The organism is Robiginitalea aurantiaca (assembly GCF_030380815.1).
Lineage (GTDB): Bacteria > Bacteroidota > Bacteroidia > Flavobacteriales > Flavobacteriaceae > Robiginitalea > Robiginitalea aurantiaca.
Window position 1 is genome coordinate 268187 of record NZ_JAUDUY010000001.1, and the last position, 20742, is coordinate 288928.

General features: G+C 49.1%; 15 protein-coding genes. 6 read left to right on the forward strand and 9 right to left on the reverse strand.

Annotated features, from left to right (window positions below; all coding sequences use genetic code 11):
• Positions 1-28: 28 nt before the first annotated feature.
• From QU605_RS01190 to QU605_RS01205, 4 genes are read right to left on the reverse strand one after another with little or no spacing between them, the layout of a single operon-like run.
• Positions 29-3535, reverse strand: a complete 3507-nt coding sequence (locus QU605_RS01190) for an efflux RND transporter permease subunit (protein WP_289723428.1) — start codon at positions 3533-3535, stop codon at positions 29-31.
• Positions 3532-4707 (reverse strand): efflux RND transporter periplasmic adaptor subunit, encoded by a 1176-nt coding sequence (locus tag QU605_RS01195; RefSeq protein WP_289723429.1) that lies wholly within the window; start codon positions 4705-4707, stop codon positions 3532-3534. Before QU605_RS01195 ends, QU605_RS01190 begins: the two co-directional genes overlap by 4 nt.
• A gap of 36 nt (positions 4708-4743) precedes the next feature.
• Positions 4744-6099, reverse strand: coding sequence for a TolC family protein (locus QU605_RS01200; protein WP_289723430.1), 1356 nt, complete (start codon positions 6097-6099; stop codon positions 4744-4746).
• Positions 6100-6705 carry a TetR/AcrR family transcriptional regulator gene (locus QU605_RS01205; protein ID WP_289723431.1) on the reverse strand — a complete coding sequence of 202 codons (606 nt, stop codon included), beginning with the start codon at positions 6703-6705 and terminating at the stop codon, positions 6100-6102.
• A 139-nt stretch (positions 6706-6844) separates the two neighbouring features.
• On the opposite strand from QU605_RS01205, the gene QU605_RS01210 reads away from it, so the two are divergent.
• A complete protein-coding gene (locus tag QU605_RS01210; protein WP_289723432.1) occupies positions 6845-7822 on the forward strand; it encodes a polyprenyl synthetase family protein in 978 nt (325 codons plus the stop codon).
• Here QU605_RS01210 and QU605_RS01215 read toward each other — a convergent pair.
• The 3 genes from QU605_RS01215 to QU605_RS01225 all read right to left on the reverse strand — a co-directional run bounded on the left by QU605_RS01215 (position 7806) and on the right by QU605_RS01225 (position 12064).
• A complete protein-coding gene (locus tag QU605_RS01215; protein ID WP_289723433.1) occupies positions 7806-8957 on the reverse strand; it encodes a lycopene cyclase family protein in 1152 nt (383 codons plus the stop codon). The two genes, QU605_RS01210 and QU605_RS01215, sit on opposite strands and share 17 nt — an antisense overlap.
• Positions 8958-9129: 172 nt before the next feature.
• A complete protein-coding gene (locus QU605_RS01220) occupies positions 9130-9609 on the reverse strand; it encodes a thioredoxin family protein (RefSeq protein WP_289723434.1) in 480 nt (159 codons plus the stop codon).
• Between the two features lie 85 nt (positions 9610-9694).
• On the reverse strand, positions 9695-12064 hold the full coding sequence (locus tag QU605_RS01225) for a TonB-dependent receptor (RefSeq protein WP_289723435.1): 2370 nt from the start codon (positions 12062-12064) through the stop codon (positions 9695-9697).
• A gap of 86 nt (positions 12065-12150) precedes the next feature.
• Here QU605_RS01225 and QU605_RS01230 point away from each other — a divergent pair, with 86 nt between their 5' ends.
• Positions 12151-12810, forward strand: a complete 660-nt coding sequence (locus tag QU605_RS01230) for a metal-dependent transcriptional regulator (protein WP_289723436.1) — start codon at positions 12151-12153, stop codon at positions 12808-12810.
• Entirely contained in the window at positions 12810-13625 is an 816-nt protein-coding gene (locus QU605_RS01235) for a ZIP family metal transporter (RefSeq protein WP_289723437.1), read from the forward strand. Before QU605_RS01230 ends, QU605_RS01235 begins: the two co-directional genes overlap by 1 nt.
• A 38-nt stretch (positions 13626-13663) precedes the next feature.
• On the opposite strand, the gene QU605_RS01240 is transcribed toward QU605_RS01235, so the two are convergent.
• Positions 13664-14191: a DinB family protein gene (locus tag QU605_RS01240; RefSeq protein ID WP_289723438.1), complete on the reverse strand. Its 528-nt coding sequence runs from the start codon at positions 14189-14191 to the stop codon at positions 13664-13666.
• Between the two features lie 189 nt (positions 14192-14380).
• On the opposite strand from QU605_RS01240, the gene QU605_RS01245 reads away from it, so the two are divergent.
• The 3 genes from QU605_RS01245 (at position 14381) to QU605_RS01255 (ending at position 17352) form a co-directional block, all read left to right on the forward strand.
• A complete protein-coding gene (locus QU605_RS01245; RefSeq protein WP_289723439.1) occupies positions 14381-16426 on the forward strand; it encodes a S9 family peptidase in 2046 nt (681 codons plus the stop codon).
• On the forward strand, positions 16426-16863 hold the full coding sequence (locus QU605_RS01250; protein ID WP_289723440.1) for a hypothetical protein: 438 nt from the start codon (positions 16426-16428) through the stop codon (positions 16861-16863). The genes QU605_RS01245 and QU605_RS01250 overlap by 1 nt, the downstream gene beginning before the upstream one ends.
• A gap of 72 nt (positions 16864-16935) precedes the next feature.
• On the forward strand, positions 16936-17352 hold the full coding sequence (locus tag QU605_RS01255) for a DUF2141 domain-containing protein (protein ID WP_289723441.1): 417 nt from the start codon (positions 16936-16938) through the stop codon (positions 17350-17352).
• Positions 17353-17360: 8 nt separating this feature from the next.
• On the opposite strand, the gene QU605_RS01260 is transcribed toward QU605_RS01255, so the two are convergent.
• Positions 17361-20633: a S41 family peptidase gene (locus QU605_RS01260; protein WP_289723442.1), complete on the reverse strand. Its 3273-nt coding sequence runs from the start codon at positions 20631-20633 to the stop codon at positions 17361-17363.
• Positions 20634-20742 lie beyond the last annotated feature (109 nt).

Consider the following 20742-nt stretch of genomic DNA (forward strand, 5'->3'; position numbering starts at 1 on the left):
TAAGATCAGCGCTTTTTGATTCTGAAGTTTAAGCGGCTTTGCTCAGCGTCTGTTCGGATCGCTCTGTCCTTGATTTTTTCCCGCCTATAGCTATCTTGATGCGGTAGGTGATATTGAAGAGTACCGGTACGATAATCAATGTAAGGAAGGTTGCCACAATAAGCCCGAAAATAACGGTCCAGGCCAGAGGCCCCCAGAAAATCACATTATCCCCACCGATGTAAAGCTGGGAATCAAAGGATGAAAAGAGCGAAAAGAAATTGATGTTTAACCCAATAGCCAGCGGGATCAGACCCAAAACTGTGGTGATGGCAGTCAGCAAAACGGGCCGCAGACGTGCTTTCCCCCCGCGGACAATTGCTTCAGACACCTCATCAAGGGTAAGCAAGTCCTTGTCTTCCAGGCCAAGTGCCACTTTTTTCCGGTCGATCAGGATTTGGGTGTAATCCAGGAGGACCACTCCATTGTTTACTACAATCCCTGCAAGGGCAATGATTCCCATCATGGTCATCATGATGACAAAGGGCCATCCTGTAAGCATCAATCCGCCGAATACGCCAATAAAGCTCAGGAATATTGCGATCATGATAATAGCCGGTTTAGAGATACCCCCAAACTGGAAAATCAGGATAAGCATAATCAGTCCAAGACCTGAAAAGAAGGCCCCCATCAGGAATTCCATCTGCTTATTTTGCTCTTCAATCTGGCCGGTATAGTCCACTTTAACCCCCGCCGGAATACCTTCGAATTCGGGCATGACATCCTGAATATCCGAAACTATGGCGCCGGCATCGGTAAACCCTGGCTGGAGGGCGGAATACACGGTAACCACTCTTTTGGCATCCCGGTGTTTAATAGCACTAAAGGATGAGGTGTTGCGCTGGCTGGCCACTGCAGAAACCGGAACTTCCTTGATCTGGCCATTGGCCGGATCCCTGAAGATCATCTTCTGGTTAAATAAAGCACTCGTGTTATAGCGGAGGTCTTCATTAAAACGAACGTTTATATCGTAGTCCTCCCCATCTTTTTTATAAATCCCGGCTTTATCTCCGAAAAGGGATTGCCTGAGTTGTTGCCCTACCTGCCCTACAGAGACCCCTAATTCGCCTGCCTTTTCCCGGTCCACAACAACTTCCATGGCGGGTTTACTCTTGTTGACATCGATTTTGAGCTCCTCGATTCCGGCGATGCTCTTGCTGTTGATAAAGCTGCGCATACGCTCCGCTACATTGATCAGCGTATCGTAATTCTGTCCTTCCAGTTCAATGTTGATCGGATAACCCGCAGGCGGACCTACGGCATCCTTTTCAACACTGATGGTCACTCCGGGATAAATCCCTCTCAGACCTTCCTGAATCTCTTTGCGAAGCTGTTCACTGTTTTTGCCTTCCCGATATTTGAATTCCCTCATGGAAAGGGTCATCTTGCCCCGGTGGGGCATTTCGGCTGCAGAGCCCCCTTCGGTGAATGGGTTTTCTGCACCCTTTCCTACCTGGGAAACGGAGGACTCTACGAGCAGGTTTTTATCACCCTTCATAAAAGTGTCCCTGTCGACAATATTGTACACCCTGCTCTCAATGGCTTTGGTGATTTCATTTGTTTTTTCAATGGACGTACCCTGGGGATATTCGATGTACACAATGATCTGGTTCGGGGTATTGTCCGGGAAGAATTCGACCTTGGTCCGACCACTGCCCAACGAAGCCCCAAAACTCATAAAAGCCGCCAGCAATAAGATGACCATGGCCCCGAAATACCAGTACACATTTTTGCCCCTTAGTGCCTGTTTTAATTGTTTTTCGTACAAATTCTCCATCTTCTTCAGCGTTCTTTGCTGGAAGCGATTCGCTGACTTTTTAATGACGTATTTGTAGAGCCAAAACAATACCGCCGTTACGAAAAGGACGGTTCCCAGGCCTCTGACCGCACCCCCGACAACAAACATGAACGTACCCATTCCGACAAGTAAAATGGTCAGGCGAATGAGTTGTTTGCGGCTGAGTTCTTTTTCGCCAATTTCCATAAACTGGGAAACCAGCATGGAGTTCATAAATATGGCCACAAATAGTGATGAGCCCAGAACCACTGAAAGTGTAATGGGGAAAAAGATCATAAACTCGCCCATAATACCGGGCCACATGCCCAGAGGAACAAAGGCCGCAACTGTTGTAACGGTGGAGATAATGATAGGTATTGCAATTTCTCCGATACCTTTTTTAGCCGCCTGTATCCTTGGCATGCCTTCCTCTTCCATTAAGCGGTAGACATTCTCAACGACCACCACACCGTTATCCACAAGCATCCCCAGACCCATAATGAGTCCAAAAAGGATCATGGTATTCAGGGTGTATCCCATGGCGGAGAGGATCATAAAGGACATAAACATGGACATCGGAATGGCAAAACCCACAAAGAGTGCATTCCGGAACCCCAGGAAAAACATCAGGACGGTTACCACCAGGATAATCCCGAAAATAATATTGTTTACCAGGTCGTCCACCTGGTTGAGCGTTTTGCTGGAGGAGTCATTGGCAAAGGAAACACTGATGTCAGCAGGGAGGTAGGTCTGCTGGGCTTCCGCAACGATCTCACGAATTTTTTCCCCGGCCGAGATCGCGTTTTTCCCGGAGCGCTTTTTGACGTCCAGCATCACTACGCTTTCTCCCCGCTCCCGGGCATAGGTCGTTTTGTCCTCTTCGTGAAAACGCACTGTAGCGACATCCTTGAGATAAATTGCAGATCCATTTTCGGACTTTACCACAAAGTTCTCCAGGTCCTGGGGGGTATTGATTTCACCCACGACGCGAATGGTACGCCTTTGGCCGGAAGTCTTTAAATTCCCGGCAGACATGGTCATATTTCCATTGGCAATCGCGCCCAGAATATCCTGAAAACTGACTTTGGCAGCCATCATCTTGTAAATATCAACGGCTACTTCCACCTCTTTGTCCTGTGCCCCCCGGATATCGACACCCTTTATTTCAGGAAGATCTTCGATGTCATCTTCCAGGAACTCCGCATATTCCTTCAGTTTGTCTACAGGGTAATCCCCGGTTATATTGACATTCATTATGGGGAATGACTCGGATAGATTAAGGTCGAACACATTGGGCTCCACCTTTGCCCCATTGAAGATCGGCCAGTCCTCCCCGGCTTTTTCCCCATCGACTTCATCCTTCACCCTTTGCTTGGCGTTTTCCACAGTGATGTCCTCGTCGAATTCCACAACAATCATGGAATAATCCTCCTGGGAGGTCGAGGTAATTTCAACGACGTTGCTCAGGTTCTTTAGCCTGTCTTCAAGCGGGTCGGTAAGGAGCCGCTCCACATCTTCAGCGGTGTTCCCCGGGTAGGGGGTGCTCACGTAAATCTTAGTTTCCTCGACTTCGGGAAAATCTTCCCGCGGCATGGCAAAATAAGCCGACACTCCCATCAGGAAAAAGATTGCGATCATGACATAGACCACCGAAGGATTGTCTATCGCCCAGGATGATAGGGCGAATTCCTTGTCTGCATTCTTTTTTAGTCTGCTCATATCTGCTCGATTATTTCAATTTTCTGCCCTTCCCGAACCCGCCGGGCACCCTCGAGTATGATGAACTCTCCGGCCTCGATACCACTGAGTACTTCAACGCGATTATTTTGGGATAGCCCTGTGGTAATCACTCTTTTTTCAGCTTTAGCAAGTTTGTCTTCCCCGATTTCCGAAGCCACATAGACGTATTGCTGTCCAGCGGAATTTTCGGAAATTACCCCGGGAGGCACCAAAACGGCTTCTGTGTTGGAGTAGTCGTTTATCTTAACCCGAACGGTAAGGTTAGGTTTGATTTGCCCATTGTTGTTAGGCACAGAAATTTCAACTTTAAAGGTACGGTTGGCCGGGTTGATGAAATTACCGGTCTGGCGCACCTTTGAAATCATGCTGTCCCCCAGGACCGGGATATACAATTCAACGCGTTTGCCTTCTGTCACTTCCCTGAGGTAACTCTCAGGAACGTCAACTTCAACATACATGTCGGAGAGGTTTACAAGGCGGATAATGGGCGTTCCGCCCGCTGGGTTGACCGTACTTCCTTCATCCACCAGGACATCGTCTACAATTCCGCTAAAGGGCGCAGTAATGGTGGATTTGGCCAATTGGGCTTCGGCCTGCCGCACCGACTGTACCGTTGCTTCATAATTCGTCTTGGTCTGGAGGTATTGGATTTCCGACCCGATATTCTGCTCCCATAAGCGTTTTTGGCGCTCGTAGGTGGTTTGGGCGAGCGAAGCCTGGGTACGAAGCTGTTCCAGACCGGAAGACATTCCCCCATCGTCTATTTTGGCAAGGATCTGACCCTTTCGAACGGGCTGCCCTTCTTTAACGTAGACCTTAACAAGCGTACCTGCCATTTCCGGATAAAGGAGTACATTTTGTTTGGTTTGGACATTTCCCTGCAAATCCAGATAGTGCTCAAAGGCTGTTTTCTTCAATTCAAGGGTACTCACAAGGGGTACATTTCTCAGGGTTTCCTTGGATTGGATTGCAGAATCCAATCGCCTTAGTGAAGAGGCGATTTCGCGTTGTTGTTCATTGAGCGTCTGCTGTTTTGCTTTGATTTCTTCCAGGGTTCCACCCGCCAGCACGTCGTCTACTGAGGTAGTGGACCCACCGCCACATGCTGCAAATATCAGGGCGAGAAGAGGAAGGAATATTGATTTATTCATGGCTGAGTGATTGTAGTTATAAGGAGCTTTTAGTATTTATTGTTCTGGTGTTCCATAGGGGTTCAGAATATTCTCAAGAGCTGTTTTCTTGTTGATCACATCGATCATGGCGTTGAGGTATTCCCCCTGAGCGGTGTACAACTGAGACTGAGCCTGGCGCAGGTCGAAACTCGAAGCGATCCCCTCGGAGTACTTTATTTCATTTTTCTTTTCGATGCGTTCGGCCAGGGAGAGGTTCTCCTTGCTCGTTTTGTAAGACTCAATCGATAAAATGTAATCGCTTTTCGCCCTGTCGTGCTGCAGTTTCAGCATTTGCTCGGTCTCTTCAAGTTGGGTCTTTGCCTGCTCGAGTGCAATTTTTGCACGTTGGGTGGAAGCACTTCTCTTAAGGGAACTGAAAATCGGTATGTTCAGGTCAAACCCGAGGATGGAGGAAGTGAAGTCCTGCGCATCTGTCCCGACAACTGTTATCGGATCTCCGAACCCCGTATATCCATAATTGATAAAAGCATTCAGGGTAGGCAATGCCCGGCTTCGCGCTAATTTCCATTCAAAATAGCGCTGTTCATTGAGGTTGAGCACCAGTTTGTAGTCCGTGTTGTTTTCAAGGTTGAATTCCTGGTTGATAAGGTCGGGCTGTGTTTCCTGATACACCAGTTCATCAAGGCTTTGGGTGAGTTTGGTAGGATGATCCAGGGGCAGTCCCATCACTACGTTGAGCATTTGAAGGGTAATGGTCTCCAGGCGCTCGTTGCTGTTGAGGGCATTCTTTAGGGTTGCCAGGGTGATCTGAAGTTGTTCCACATTCTCTTCTTCCCCCAGGCCGTTTTCGTACAGCTTTTCTGTTTCATAAAGGTTCTTCTCAACCGCTGCAATGTTCCGGTTTAGGATAGCCGTACTCTCCTGGGCAAGAAGAACATTGCCAAAGGATTCCACCACAGATTTCCGCACTTCCTGATCTGTTTTCTCCTTGTTGTTTTTACTGTAACTCAAAAAGGCTTTTGTAGCCTGAAGGCCTACGATATAGGAGCCATCGAAGATCTGCTGTCTCAGGGTTGCCGTAGCCGTGGTGCTCCTCGGAGGTCCGAATATAATGGGTACAAAAGTCCCCGGTTCCCCTCCGGGAAGAAAGTCTCCCGGGATAAGTGATATGGGTTGTTTGATCTGGTCCTGGTAGCTTACGCTTCCATCGATTTGAGGCAGCCCCGTGGCAATGGTCTCCCACTTTTGCTTCTCCGCGTCGTCCATGTCCCTGCTGGCATTGATAGCACTGTAATTATTTACCAGGGCGTATTGGATGGCCTCCTCCAGTGTAAATTGGGTGGGCGCGTCCTGAGCCAGGGCGGTGAAATAAGTCAAAAAAGCCAGTAGGAATAAAAGGTGATGTCGCATTTAATCCTGGTTTGAGTTTATTATGGTTTTCAGTATGTTTCTTCCTTCGGGAGTTGCAATACCCCTGAGGTGATATTCCAGATAATCATTCATCCGCTTTTTCATAGGGAAATGTTGTTGTGGAAAAAGCGTTTCGTCTTTCAGGCTCGTCATTCCTGCAAAATAAATCCTGGTCACAAAATCCACATCCAGGTTTTCACGGTAGAAACCCCGCTCGATACCCTTTAGAATGTTGGTGCGCACACAATCCTTGTAGACCTCAAATTGTTTTTGATGAAGCGTTGTGTAGATCTGGGGGTAATATTTTTTAAGCTGATATTGGGGTGAGGACTTCTCATTTTTCAGATTGAGCAAAGCAAACCGCTTAATCTCATAAAGCTCCTCAATGGGATTTTTGTCTTCCTGGCAAATGCAATTGATGCCACTGGAAATTTTATGAAATAATCCGAGTGTACATTCCCGTACCAACTGGGTTTTGTTCTTGAAATGGGAGTAGATCGTTTTTTTGGAAATACCCATTTCTTCCGCAAGATCATCCATGGTAACACTCTTGAATCCTAGATTCAGGAAGAGTTCCGTAGCGGTATCGCGTATTTTATCTTTCACCGGGCTAATGTACTATGGAAACTTTAGATACCACAAAAGTTTCCATAGTTTTACAATAATTTAACATTTTCGAAAGGGAGGGGTAATTTTTAATGCGCTTTTCCTGTCAGAAGACCCCTGTTTGTCATAATTTTGAACCATGACTGACTCTATCACCGCTTACAGGCAGACTTTTCTGGCCCATCTTTCACAAGTCGATTTACCGGAAACGCCAAAGGACCTATACAGTCCCATACAGTACATACTCGATATTGGAGGGAAGCGTATCCGTCCTGTACTTGTGCTGCTCAGTGCCGATCTCTATGGTGCTGGGGTTGAGGAAGCGCTTCCCGCTGCCACCGCCGTTGAGATTTTCCACAACTTTACCCTAATCCACGACGATATTATGGATGCAGCCCCTTTAAGAAGGGGAAAAATGACCGTACATGAAAAATGGGACACCAATACGGCCATCCTCTCAGGTGATGCCATGCTGATCGAGGCCTATCGCCAACTTGAAGCCTATCCGCCGGAGGAATTTAAGCCCATGATGAACTTCTTTTCCAAAACGGCACTGGAGGTTTGTGAAGGGCAGCGGTTTGACATGGATTACGAAACACTTGATCAGGTTGGGATTGACCAGTACCTCAAAATGATTGAATTCAAAACCGCGGTTCTCCTGGGTTGTGCCCTTAGAATGGGCGCTTTGGTTGGAGGTGCTTCTCCAGCCGATCAGGAGGCTATGTATATGTTTGGGATACAATTGGGTCTTGCCTTTCAGTTGCAGGACGACTACCTCGATGTCTATGGGGATCCGGAGACTTTTGGCAAGCAGGTTGGGGGTGATATCATTGAAAATAAAAAGACGTTCTTATACCTCAAGGCCCTCGAACTGGCCTCTGATGAGGAGGCCCGTGAACTCAGGGACCTTTATTCGATTAAAACGAGGGATCCACAGGCAAAGGTGCAGCGCGTGACCCAGATTTTTAAATCCAGTGGCTCCGCAGATGCCGCCCGCGATATGATCCGAATGTATACCAATGAGGCATTTCAACAATTGGAATCCCTGAAACTGCCCGAAGATCGGATATCCATCCTCAAAGAATTTGGTGAGTGGCTGCTCAATAGGAACTTCTGAGCAAGGCTTTTAAAAAAGCACGGATAAACATAGCCTTGGGGGAGTTATTGATAATCCGGAAATCTTCCGCCAGATTCGTTTCCTCGTTGAGAAATTTCAGGATTATCTCCGGGTTGAGATTTCGGAAAAGCGATAAAAACACCTTGCTTCCCTCGGCATTTTCCCGGGTCAACACATCCAGAAGGAGTCGGTCATAATACCAGAATTTCGAATTTTGGGACATTTTCAGCGACTTGTCTTTTTTGAGGGCGTCAACGAGTTTGGGGACTTTCTGGCTCGTATTCCAGAAGGTGTAGCCCGTACTGGGTTTGGCCCACCCCCCTGCAATTCCAATATGCGTTATATGCGCACTATCCGCTTTGTTGAATTTATTCACCGTCATAGGAATACTGCCCTGCTCGGTCTCCAGGATTTCGTACTCCTCACAGCCCAGGTCGGAATGTATATAGGATTTGAGGGCCTCTTCGTATTCATCTTTCGCCAAAAGGGTTTCCGAAAACAGGGTGTATTCCACCAGGGCTTCGGTTGGGCTGAAAGGAAGGATATACATAAAGCGGGTGTTGCCCTTCTGAGGAATTGAGAAATCCATAAAGGTGGCGGCATCCGGATCGAAGATGGCCTCTTTGGTACGGATAAACCATCCGAGGAAATGCTGCTGAAGCAGTGGATAGGGTTGCATCAGATGCTCTGATGGTAAAAAGGAAACGCTGCTGAATACCCTGGGCGCACAATAATCGCCTTTCTCAGTGGAAAGTCGGGCCACCTGCCCGGTATCTTTCAAGGAGGTGACTGTTTCAAAACGGACCTCGACATTCGGATAACGGGCTATTCTGCTGTGGTATTCCCTGTAAAAATCCGAACCCCTGAGCATTTTATAGGTGTAGTGCTGCATCGGGATGCTTCGGTCATACTCAGGTCCCCGAAAACGAAGTACGCTCCATTTTCTATGCAGCAGGGCGTCAAAACGCCCGGCCTCCGGTTCCCAGAAACACCATGTTCTGTCATTGCCTTTTTGGGGTTCCTTTTCAAAGATTGCGATGCGTTTTTCCCTGAAATAAGGGTCTGAACCCAGGGCATCCGCCAAAAGCAGACCAGAAGCACCTCCGCCAATAATGATATAGTCGTATTCGGTCATTGAATCTTTAGCTCCGGGATAAATGTACAAATTCAAAGTGAGTAGGTGGCAGGACGGTACCGGATGCATTGCACCCCTCGGGAGGGTGTCTGCGTGTTGAATAACACGGTAAATGGAGAACTGCCTTGGCAGCAGCAGGTTGCATCAAAAAGCGATTTCTTTGTCTGGGAAATTAGTGAAGGATTTTGCGCATTTCCTCAGGTGAAAGGTATTCAAAATACCGGTTTTGGACCCGAAACGATGCATCCAGGACGACAAGGGCCGGAAGTGTAAACGGAATCCCTTCCCTCGAGGCCAGCAATTTTGGGATTTCGTGAACCGGGTTGCGTTTCTTCCCATACTCCCTATTCACGTAGTGAACCCCTCCAAAAATTATGGTGTCCCGCGATTCCGCATTCATACGGACCGCGTAGTAGTAGTTGTTCAGGGAAGTAACCACCTCCCTGTCACGGAAGGCGGCTTCGTCCATTTTTTTACAGTAGGCACACCAGTCGGCGTAGAAATCTATAAAGACTTTTTTGGGTTTTACGGCCAGGGAATCTTCAAGTTGGGCAAAGGTTAACCAGTGCACGCCCTGTTTCTGAGCCTGAACTGCAGTACAAGCAAACAGGGAGGAAATCAAAATAAGAATGAGCAGGTTCTGACGCAACATTTCCAGTATTAAATCCTAAAATAAGACAGGCTTAAACAGCCTGGCCAAAAATAAACCAATTTTCATACGGCATCTTTTTAGGGCCTCAATGCATCTTCCCAAACTTCAGGCCAAAGAAGTATGTCCTCGGGGCTGCAGGACCATAGATGTAATCGGAATCTCTTTTGGGACCCGTATCAAAATCGTTCTGATAGCTATTGAAGAGGTTTCGTACTCCGGCAAAAAAGGTAACCATAAAGTTTTCCGTGAAATCAACATGGGATTCCAGTTTCAGGTTTAGGTCAAAGAAGGATTGTACTTCATTTAGCTGAAGAAACCCGGTTTCGCTGACCACCCTCGGAACCGTCATGGGTCCGGTATAGGTCCCGGTAACATCGAGGTTAAAAGCTTCTCCCGGAATCCATGAACCGTTCAGATACCCATAGAGTTTTGGAACCCTTACAAATTCAGTAATAAAAATATCGGTTTCACCAGGGGATCCATCGGTTTCAAAAAGGAGCTGGGGTTCATCGTATTTTGTGTCTTGCAGGGTACCCCCAAGCTGAAACTGCCACTGGGGATCCGGTGAGATTCCCAACTCAAAATTTGTTCCGTAAACCCGGGCGGGGGCTCCGTTGCGAACCTCTTCAAGGATGGACCCGTTAGGCAGGACAGCCCCGGTGCTCACAAGGGTAAAAGGGCCTTCAAGCGCAGTGTAGAATCCCTCCAGGAGGAAATCCATTTGGAGCAGCCCCTTGGTACGGGTGTAGTTCAGAGAAGCCGTAAAGGCGTTGGAGTATTCGGTCTCCAGGTCATCGGAGAGAATGACGAATTGAGGCTCCCCCCCAACGCTCGAAATGTGAAGGTCTTCGTTGAAGGCCTGGGGGGCGCGGAACCCCCTGGCGTATCCGCCGCGTAGCCTGAGGTTTTTAAGCAATTGGTAGGAAATCGTTAATCTGGGTGAAAATGCGGTCTGGTTCAGGTCGACCTCCCGCGCTATGGTCCCCACCGTATAGTCCCCATCCACATTTACATGGTCCAGCCGGGCTCCGAGCAGGCCGATAAACCGATCGTTGGGTTTCCATTCGTATTGGGCATAACCCCCGAGGGAATTAACACTTTGGTCGATCAGGCGGTTATAGCCGGGGATCTGGTCCTCGGTTTCGGTATGGATGAATTCTGCGCCGAGAGTCAATACATCCGAATTGCCCAGGGTTTTGGTGTGTTGTACTCCGCTGACCCATGCCAGGTCCTTGGTGTTTCCGAAAGCATTATTGGCAAGGGCGCTGTCCTGTGGGGTGCGCGATCCGCCCAGGCCCCCGTAATAGCTGTCGCGCCCGGTGTAGGAAGCTGATGTATATAACTGGAAGAGCGCTGAATTATCCTTGCTGCTTACTTCATAGTCGGCACCAGCGATAAAAGTATCGTGATCCAGTTCCTCGGTAATATCCGTGAACTGAGGGGCGAGGTCAAGCCGGTCTCCTCCCCGGCGGTATTCCTGAATCACATTGATGTTCAATGAGATGCGACTTCGATCCGACGGCCTGAGAAAGGCTTTGGCGCCGATGGTGGTGTTGCGAAGTTTTACAACCTCAGTGAATCCGTCATTATTTGCGTCGTAGGGATCCCTGTTGCGATAATTCCCGAAAAGCGTGAAGCCGCTTTTCAGGTCATCCGCCACGTTTGACGAATTGAAGGTAAGGATACGGTCCGGCTGCTGGCCATTGATCAGCGCCAGGGTACTCCCAATCTCCCAGGTGTTGAGGATGGGATCTTTTGTGATGATATTCACTGTACCCGCGATGGCGTTGGAGCCGAAAAGCGCAGAACCTCCGCTTCGGACCACTTCAACCCTCTCGATACTGTTACTCGGGATCTGCTCCAGACCATAGACCCCGAGGAGGGAAGAAAACACCGGCCGACTGTTTAAAAGGATTTGGGTATAACTCCCATCAAGTCCGTTGAGCCGCACCTGGGTAAAACCGCAGTTCTGGCAATTTGTTTCTACCCGTACTCCTGGGGCGTAACTCAGCCCATCGGCGACAGAGATCGACTGGGTGGCATTCAGGAGTCTGGGTTTGAGGGTAGAGACCACAACCGGAGTGCTCTTGCGTTCCACCCGGTTACGCGTGGCACTGATTACAACCTCGTCAAGGCCCAGGGCATCCTCAATAAGCTCAAAGTCCAGTCTGATTGACGATTGGCCTTGAACCAGAATCTCTTTGGCAAGGGTTCGGAATCCCTGGGAACGCACTGTGACTGGCCAACTCCCGTCAGGCACGCGCATTTGATATAAACCTTCTTCATCGGTCAGGACGCCTTTTACCCCATTGCCCAAAAAGACCGAGGCAAACGGGACGCCTATGCCTTTAGATGTAACACGACCTGAAACCGGGGTGCCAGTCTCTTGTGAAAGTCCCTGGACCACACATGCACAAATCGCGAAGAGAATGAATACAGGTCTGAGCAGCAACATTTTTATGAGAGTAAATAAAAATTTAGACAAATCTAAAAATATGTTTTTGTAAATAAAAATGTAATTTTGAAGTATTGATGGAAATCATGACGAATTCAGAGGAAAATTATATCAAAGGCATCTACCATCTGAGTCAGGGCGGGCAGCATTCGATCGCTACCTCGGCCCTTGCAGAAAAAATGGACACCAAACCATCGTCGGTTACCGACATGATCAAGCGGCTCTCGGAGAAGGAACTCTTGCACTATAAGAAATACCAGGGGGTTCGACTAACGGAAAAGGGTACGGCCCAGGCGTTGAGGGTGATTCGCAAACACCGGCTTTGGGAAGTCTTCCTGGTTGATAAACTCGGCTTTGCCTGGGATGAGGTTCACGACATCGCCGAGCAGCTTGAACATATTGAGAGTGAAATGCTCGTGGACCGGCTCGATGCCCTTTTGAATTTTCCGGACTTCGATCCCCATGGCGACCCCATTCCCGATAAAAACGGACGGTTTAAAACACGGGAGAAAAAACTACTGAGTGCCATGCTGCCGGGGAGTTCCGGGATATGTGTAGGCGTAAAGGACTCTTCTTCCCAATTCCTTAAATTCCTCGATAAACATCAAATTGAACTGGGAAAACCCATCGAAATTCTGGAACTTGAGAGTTTTGATCGCTCTATGCATATTAAAATTGGGGACCGAAAGCTGCAGATTTCACATCAGATAGCCGCCAATCTCTATGTTAAACCAAAACCGGAATAATGCAGACTGTTATTGATTACTTTGAAACGATAAGCCCGATTCGGGCTGCATTATACGCCACGCTCTTTACCTGGGGTCTGACTGCTGCCGGCGCAGGACTCGTCTTTTTCTTTAAGACCATGAACAGGGCCGTGCTCGATGGGATGCTCGGGTTTACCGGGGGTGTTATGGTTGCTGCGAGTTTTTGGAGCCTGCTTGCACCGGGAATTGAAATGACCCCGGGCGAGGGATTCCAAAAGGTCATTCCGGCGGCCGTTGGATTCCTTCTCGGGGCCCTATTTATTTTTGGCCTTGACAAAGTACTGCCCCACCTTCATATCAACTTTAAGGAAAGTGAGGGGATATCGACACCCTGGAGAAGGACCACGCTGCTCACTCTGGCAATAACCCTTCACAACATACCGGAAGGTTTGGCTGTGGGGGTGCTTTTTGGTGGAGTGGCGGCTGGTTTTGAAGGCGCGTCCATTGGCGCGGCGGTTGCCCTTGCCCTGGGTATCGGTCTGCAGAATTTTCCGGAAGGCTTTGCGGTAGCCATGCCCCTGAGGCGCTTTGGTCTCAGTCGCAGAAAGAGCTTTATGTACGGCCAGGCATCTGCACTTGTGGAACCCATTGCAGGGGTATTGGGAGCCTGGGCAGTCCTGACGTTTCAGCCTATCCTGCCCTATGCACTCTCATTTGCCGCCGGGGCCATGATATTTGTGGTAGTGGAGGAGGTGATTCCGGAAACCCAGCAAGACAAGTATACCGATATCGCCACCATGGGTTTTATCGGGGGGTTTATCATCATGATGGCCCTGGACGTAGGCCTTGGGTAATACCCCTTAAAGAAGTCTGAGACACAATCTCAGGCATGCTACTGCGACTGACTCCAGGGTGGTGTAACTCCGTTGGAACGGGCATATGCAATTAATTGTCCTTTGTGTTCCCCGGTGTGTTCCAATACGACCAACAAGGCAGAAAGCCGGTTCATTTTGGCAAATCCCAGATCCACCTCTTCGCCGAGGCTCCCGGAATCTATTTCCTTCATTTTTTCCCGAATAAATACAGTTGAAGCATTATAAGCTTTCATGATGTTTTCTCGACCTGTTATGGACTCCATGGTCATGATATCTACGCCTTCCGGAGGTGGGAAACCCAGTTTCATGGCCAGGTAATAATTTGCAGATGCCACATGCAGGATGGTTTCGCCTGTAGAGCGTATCCCCGGGGCAGGTCTCCAGTCTAACTGGGCATCGTCAAAAGCATTTGCAAGGGCAGCAATCTGTCCCTGTGCCATCTGTAACATTCCATCAATACTTTTCTGGGCCAGGTCATCCTGGGAATAGCCCTGCATGCCAAAGCATAAAGCGGACAATACGATTAAGATTTTGATTTTTTTCATCGGTGTTGTTTTTAGTTAGGTAACGAAATACATTGGGGGACTTTTAAAAATACAACAAATAACTCAGTCCCTTCTTTTTAACAGGTGCCAATCCACAAAGAGGCCTTTCTGCTAAAAATTCAGCCATACTTCCCATTCCTGAATTACTTTGCGGTTTGCGTATCTTTAATGCTCAAAACACAAAACAGTATGAAACCTTTATACTCAGTATTCCTTACCCTCCTGATGCTTCTTCTCAGTTTTCAGGGCAAGGCACAGGATAAGGCCTTTGAATACCTAGATGTCTTCGATTTGCAATACGCTTCCGATCCTCAGATTAGGCCGCAAGGCGATTGGATTGTGTACCGCCGTATGGGTTTTGATATCCTGAAAGATCGTGCTGTGGGAAACCTCTGGATGATTCGCACAGATGGCACAGGCCATCAGAAAATGACCTCTAGAGAAGTCTCGGAAAGCAGGCCCACGTGGTCCCCGGATGGAGATCGCCTGGCATTTGTGAGCGCAACTGACGAGGGATCTGAAATTTATATCTACTGGTTGGAGTCCGGAAAATTTGCCCGTCTGACACAGCTTCCAGCGGGTCCGGGATCCCTGAGTTGGTCTCCGGACGGGACACAGCTTGCCTTCACCATGAATGTTCCCCAAAAACCCCCGGTGATCGCAAAACTTCCGGCCAAGCCCAAGAATGCAAAATGGGCCGGGGCGCCGAGAATTACGGATCGGCTTTACCATGAGGCCGACGGACGGGGCTATATTCCTCCCGGGTTTACCCATATTTTTCTGATTCCTTCTGAGGGTGGAGCTGCACGTCAGGTTACCTCAGAGGATTACAACCACAGGGGCCCGATTTCCTGGTCTCCGGATGGAACTAAAATCTATTTTAGCGGGAACCGTTCAGAAGCATGGGAATACGATTTTCGAAACAGTGAAATCTATAGCCTGGACCTGGAAACCGGAGGAATTGTGGCCCTTACAGACAGTCAGGGGCCGGATCGGGGAGGCGTGTCATCTCCGGACGGTAAATATATTGCCTACACCGGGTATACAGACCGCGTGCAGGCGCATCAGACTTCCGAACTCAGGATCATGAATTCAGATGGCTCCGGCAAGCGCAGCCTGACGCAATCCCTGGACCGCAATGTGAGCAATGTGATCTGGGATTCGAAAAGCAAGGGGGTCTATTTTACCTATGACGACAAGGGAAATTCCAAGATCGGATATATTGCCCTCTCCGGAGAAGTGCAAAAGCGCGCAGACAATCTGGGAGGCACCTCCATTGGCAGACCGTATGGGGGCGGTAGTTTTAGCGTCAGCACGGACGGTACACTGGCGTACACCTTTACCCGACCGGAGTTCCCGGCCGACATTGCTGTACTTGGACTCAAGGATAAAGCAGCAAAGCGGATCACCCAACTCAACAGGGGATTGCTCGACCAGCGTAAACTCGGCAAGGTAGAGGAGCTATGGTATACTTCCACCTTCGATGGAAGAGAAATTCAGGGGTGGATCGTCTACCCGCCTGATTACGATGCGAATAAAAAATATCCTTTTTTAGTTGAAAACCACGGCGGCCCGATATCGAATTACGGAGATCGGTTTACGGCTGAGATCCAGTTATATGCGGCAGCCGGCTATATTGTTTTTTACCCCAACCCAAGGGGAAGTACCAGTTATGGAGAGGAATTTGCAAACCTGCTCTATAATAATTACCCGGGAGATGACTACCAGGATGTCATGGATGGTGTGGATGCCTGTATAGCCAAGGGCATTGCCCATGAAGATCAGTTGTTTGTCACCGGGGGAAGTGCAGGGGGCATTATGACCGCCTGGATTATCGGGAAGAATGATCGTTTTGAGGCTGCTGTGGTCGCCAAACCCGTTATGAACTGGATCAGTAAGACCCTTGTCGCGGACAATTACTTTGGCTATGCCAATAGCAGGTACCCGGGCCAGCCCTGGGAAAACTTTGAGGGGTATTGGAAATTTTCACCCCTTTCCCTGGTAGGCAATGTCAAAACCCCAACGATGGTAATGGTAGGGATGAATGACCTCAGGACACCACCGAGCGAGGCAAAACAACTCTATCACGCCCTTAAATTGCGAAAGATAGAGACCGTACTGGTCGAAATTCCGGAAGCCAGCCATGGGATTGCAAACCGCCCCAGCAACCTGATAAGCAAAGTCGCCCATACCCTTGCCTGGATGGACAAATACCGAACCCCAGCGAACGACTAATGTCCCGACCAAAACGCCACTGGCTGCTCAACCTGTTGATTATCTTTTCTGTGATCCTAAGTGTGCTCGCATTTGCGGCCCATGCGCGAAACTGGAAACGCATTAAGGAGGACCGGGTGCAATTGCTTTCAGGGTTTTATTATGAAGAAATTGGTTTCAGCGAAATCGACAGCATGTCGTGGAAAGATCAAATTCCCCAGATGGAGCGGGATCATGGGTTTTCGTTCTGGGCCAGAGAGAAAGGACGCTTTAAGGATTCTCTTTATCCGGAGCGTCCGATTTTGGTTTTTGTCGATGACCTCAGGCAGCCCAAACTCAAAATCAGCTATCGGGATTCCCTGAGTTTGTATTTGAATTTCCCAGATTCTCTTGAAACGCGGGCGATGTATGAACTCCTGCTTCGCAAAACAAATGGAACGGAACCCATTGATGAATAAGGGTCTATTTTTGGGAAGTTGTTGGGAAAACGCAACACAAGAATCCTTAGCTTTGAGTCTGCATATTCCATTATGAGATCACAACTTTTTTGGGCTATCCTGAGCCTGCCCTTTTTTCTCTCAGCCCAGACCGCTACCCTTGAAGTGCGGGTTCATGATGTGTCTTCATCAGATGGGGATATCCTGGTTGCACTTTACAAGGAAGAAAAGACGTTTTTAAAGTTCGAACACGTCTATCGTACAGAGGAGGCTCCTGCCTTGGAGGGCACAACGCATCTGATAATAGCGGATCTGCCCTATGGTGACTATGCCCTGGCCATTTTTCACGACGAAAATGGAAACGATGAACTGGACACCAATTTTATTGGGATTCCCAAAGAACCCCTGGGGTTTTCAAATGCCAGATTAAAGACATTTGGCCCACCCGGATTCAAGGAGTGCCTCGTTAGGTTCAGGGAGGATACCCTTATAGAAATAACCCTCGAATAACCGCCGGCTTAATCCTTCTCAGGATCGTTCGGGTCAAAACCCACGGGTCTTTTCCAACGCATAGGGGCTGCGGGTTCCTTTGACATTTCAAAACGTTGGGTTTCCAAAAGTCTTAACGCCTCTGAAATTCCGCGCTCCAATTGAGGATCATGGCCTTTGATCACTGCGGCGGGTTCCTGTATGACTTCAATATCCGGCGCGACGCCTTCTCCTTCGACAGCCCATTTTCCATCTACATCAAAGAAACCGCCTCTGGGGGCGACCATTCTGCCGCCATCGATAAAAGGTGGGGTGTCCCATGTCCCGACCAGACCTCCCCAGGTCCGCGTGCCGATCAGGGGTCCGAGTTCTTTCGCATGAAACATATAGGGAAGCAAGTCCCCTCCGGAGCCCGCCCGTTCATTGATCAACATTACTTTCGGCCCCCAAATTCCCGCCATTGGGGTTGTCCAGGGTCGGTTGCTCTCGGTTTTGCTGTTAAAGTATCCAAAGAGCTCCCGGTCCATAATGTCGATCATATAATCTGCAGCAAACCCCCCTCCATTATTGCGTTCATCGATGATCACCCCTTTCTTGTCCTGTTGGGAGAAATAGTACCGATTGAAATACTCAAAGCCTTGCGAGGAGGTATTGGGAACATACACATAGGCGAGCTGTCCTCCGGAGATACTGTCTACCTTACGCCGATTTCCCTCTACCCAATCGAACGTTCGAAGCCCGTATTCACTGGTGACCGGTTTGACCACGATTTCCCTTGGGGATTTCCCGTCCGCTGAGGCACTGACGGTCAGGTAGATTTCCCGTCCTGCAGTTTGTTCCAGCAAAGCGTACGGGTTCATCCCGGCAGTAAGCTCCGTTCCATCTACAGCGATAATATAGTCCCCTTCAGAAACATTGAGACCGGGGAGGGCGAGGGGTGCATACAGGTCCGGATTCCATTGTTCGCCAGAATAGATGCGATCCAGGCGATACCGTTCCTGATCAACTTTAAAATCACATCCCAGTAAGCCTACAGGGACCCGGTCTACATCCGGTTGGTCACCTCCGGACACATAGGAATGTCCTATGGCGACTTCCCCACTCAGTATATCGACCAGGTAATTGAGGTCTGTCCTGTGGCGTACGTGTTCCACCCATGGGGAATACCACTGATAAACGGCATCCCAGGGAGCGCCGTGTACATTGTCAACATAAAGGAAATCACGCATATAACGCCAGCCCTCCCGGAAAATCTGACGGTACTCTTCGGTTGGCCTTATTTGAAGTTGTATGGAAACTTTAAGGGGTTTGGCATCGGTGGCGTCCTTATTCTTTGTCTGTCCGACTTTCCAGTCGGAGTTTTGTCGGAACAGGATGTTATCTCTGGAGTCCGAAACCACAAAGCTTTGGACGCCTTCTGCAAATGCGTTGGCCTCCAATTTTTCAACATCGTATTTATGAAGGGTCAAACCCGTATTGTTAGGAATGTTCTCGCTTATAAAAATGCTGTTTTCCGGACCTGCCACCAGGGCTGTGTAATTCCGGGCCGGCAGGGGAAGACCGACGATTCGGCTTTGAATTCCCTCCGGATCCAGGGTGACGGTAATCTTTTTTTCACCATCCCCGGATTCCCCTGCTTTGGCAGTTTTCGATTCGGTGTCTTCATCTGAGGAAGCGATCTCTGCTTCATCGCTTTTTGGGAGATTCGGAGCCGAACCTTTCCCGGACAGAACAATGGCGTATAGGCTTCTGGAAAAAGGGATGTTCAGGGAACTCATGTCCAGCCATCCGGATTGGAGGGCATAATCTGTACTGGCAAGAAAGTAAAGGTATTCCCCTCCGGCATCCCAGGAAGGACTAAGTGCATCTGCCATACCATCGGTGAGCTGCACCGTATTCCCGCTCGTAATATTATAAGCAAAGATGGCCTTGAAATGACTGTCGAGCTGTTTGGCATAGGCGATCCATTTGCTATCGGGCGACCAGACCGGATTCATTGCCCGATTCGGATGTGCATACCCATCCGTGGCGATCTTTAGGGTTTTACCATCAGCCAGGTCGATCACCCATATGTTGTAGTGGGTGTCGGTATAGGCGATATACTTTTCATCCGGAGACCAGGTCGGCCGGAAATAAAATGTAGGGTCCGGGAGGGCATAGCTTCGCTCAATACCGCCTTTCTGGTCGGCAACCACCAGTTCATATTCTCCCTTGGCATCCCGGAACCAGGCGACGCTTGAACCTCCAGGTGACCAGACCGGAGCACGATCTGCAATGCCTGAGGATTTTGTCAGATTCCTCCAGCTGCCTTTGTCTACCGGTATACTGAATACCTCTCCCCGATGTTCGAACAAGGCGCGTTTTCCGTTAGGGCTCAGGCGTGGATTCTGCAGGTCACTACCATCTACCGTTTCCCACCTGGGACGCGCAAAATTCATATCTCCTTCCACGGTGATGCTGACCTGTTGCGTACTACCCGTTTCCGGATTCAGAATATGCAGGTAACCGCCCTGTTCATATACGATGCCCGATGGCCCGTCATCGAGGCTTTTTACATCGAACTTTTTGTGGAAGGTGTGTTGCGTCTCCGTTTTCGATGTGGGGTCATAAGACCAGATGTTGGCGGCGTAGTCCCGTTCTGAGATATAGTAAACCTTCCCGCCGTACCAGACAGGATCCAAATGGCGTTCTTTATCCTTCTGCGGGGTCCGTTCCAGTTCCATGGTCTTCATATCGACAATCCATATGGGCATGGCCTGGCCTCCCCGATAATTTCGCCATTCCGGATCCCAGGAGGTAATCGGAGTATAAGCGATATGTGTGCCGTCAGGGGAGAATGCTCCGTAGGCCGCCCTGGGGAGAGGAGTGGGCTGTGGCAGCCCCCCTTCGAGTCCTATGAGATATAACTTGCTCATTTGGGTGGGGTGTGCCTTCCTTTGAGAGCGAAACAAAACCTTTCCATCAGGTGTCCAACCCTGAACGATATCGGCCCCGGGATGCCAGGTCAATCGTTTGGGTTCTCCACCCGTGGCGGGAACTACGAAAACATCTGTATTCCCATCATATTGACCCGTAAAAGCTACCATTGACCCATCCGGACTAAAATGGGGATTGGATTCATAACCCTCATTGGATGTGAGGCGCACCGCTCTGCCTCCTGAAATATTCGTTTTCCAAAGGTCATTAGCATAAACAAATACGATTTCGGATTTTGAAAGTGTTGGCTGGCGCAGCAAACGCGTCTGTTGGGCACAAAGTGAAAAACAGCAGAAAAGGATCAGGAATGTGATACTTAATTTCATAGGAGGTGTAAATTGGATCGAGATGAAAAGTAGTTAAAATAGGGGCGGGTTTCAAGAATCAGCATCAAATATTCCCATGGATCTTTACTCAGTGAGCACTTTGGGATGT

Bases quoted from the DNA above. Each gene is read 5' to 3' on its own strand.
- QU605_RS01195 (WP_289723429.1), bottom strand. From the start codon at position 4,707: ATGAATAAATCAATATTCCTTCCTCTTCTCGCCCTGATATTTGCAGCA.
- QU605_RS01260 (WP_289723442.1), bottom strand. From the start codon at position 20,633: ATGAAATTAAGTATCACATTCCTGATCCTTTTCTGCTGTTTTTCACTT.
- QU605_RS01225 (WP_289723435.1), bottom strand. From the start codon at position 12,064: ATGTTGCTGCTCAGACCTGTATTCATTCTCTTCGCGATTTGTGCATGT.
- QU605_RS01210 (WP_289723432.1), top strand. From the start codon at position 6,845: ATGACTGACTCTATCACCGCTTACAGGCAGACTTTTCTGGCCCATCTT.
- QU605_RS01215 (WP_289723433.1), bottom strand. From the start codon at position 8,957: ATGACCGAATACGACTATATCATTATTGGCGGAGGTGCTTCTGGTCTG.
- QU605_RS01200 (WP_289723430.1), bottom strand. From the start codon at position 6,099: ATGCGACATCACCTTTTATTCCTACTGGCTTTTTTGACTTATTTCACC.
- QU605_RS01220 (WP_289723434.1), bottom strand. From the start codon at position 9,609: ATGTTGCGTCAGAACCTGCTCATTCTTATTTTGATTTCCTCCCTGTTT.
- QU605_RS01235 (WP_289723437.1), top strand. From the start codon at position 12,810: ATGCAGACTGTTATTGATTACTTTGAAACGATAAGCCCGATTCGGGCT.
- QU605_RS01245 (WP_289723439.1), top strand. From the start codon at position 14,381: ATGAAACCTTTATACTCAGTATTCCTTACCCTCCTGATGCTTCTTCTC.
- QU605_RS01250 (WP_289723440.1), top strand. From the start codon at position 16,426: ATGTCCCGACCAAAACGCCACTGGCTGCTCAACCTGTTGATTATCTTT.
- QU605_RS01230 (WP_289723436.1), top strand. From the start codon at position 12,151: ATGACGAATTCAGAGGAAAATTATATCAAAGGCATCTACCATCTGAGT.
- QU605_RS01240 (WP_289723438.1), bottom strand. From the start codon at position 14,191: ATGAAAAAAATCAAAATCTTAATCGTATTGTCCGCTTTATGCTTTGGC.
- QU605_RS01255 (WP_289723441.1), top strand. From the start codon at position 16,936: ATGAGATCACAACTTTTTTGGGCTATCCTGAGCCTGCCCTTTTTTCTC.
- QU605_RS01190 (WP_289723428.1), bottom strand. From the start codon at position 3,535: ATGAGCAGACTAAAAAAGAATGCAGACAAGGAATTCGCCCTATCATCC.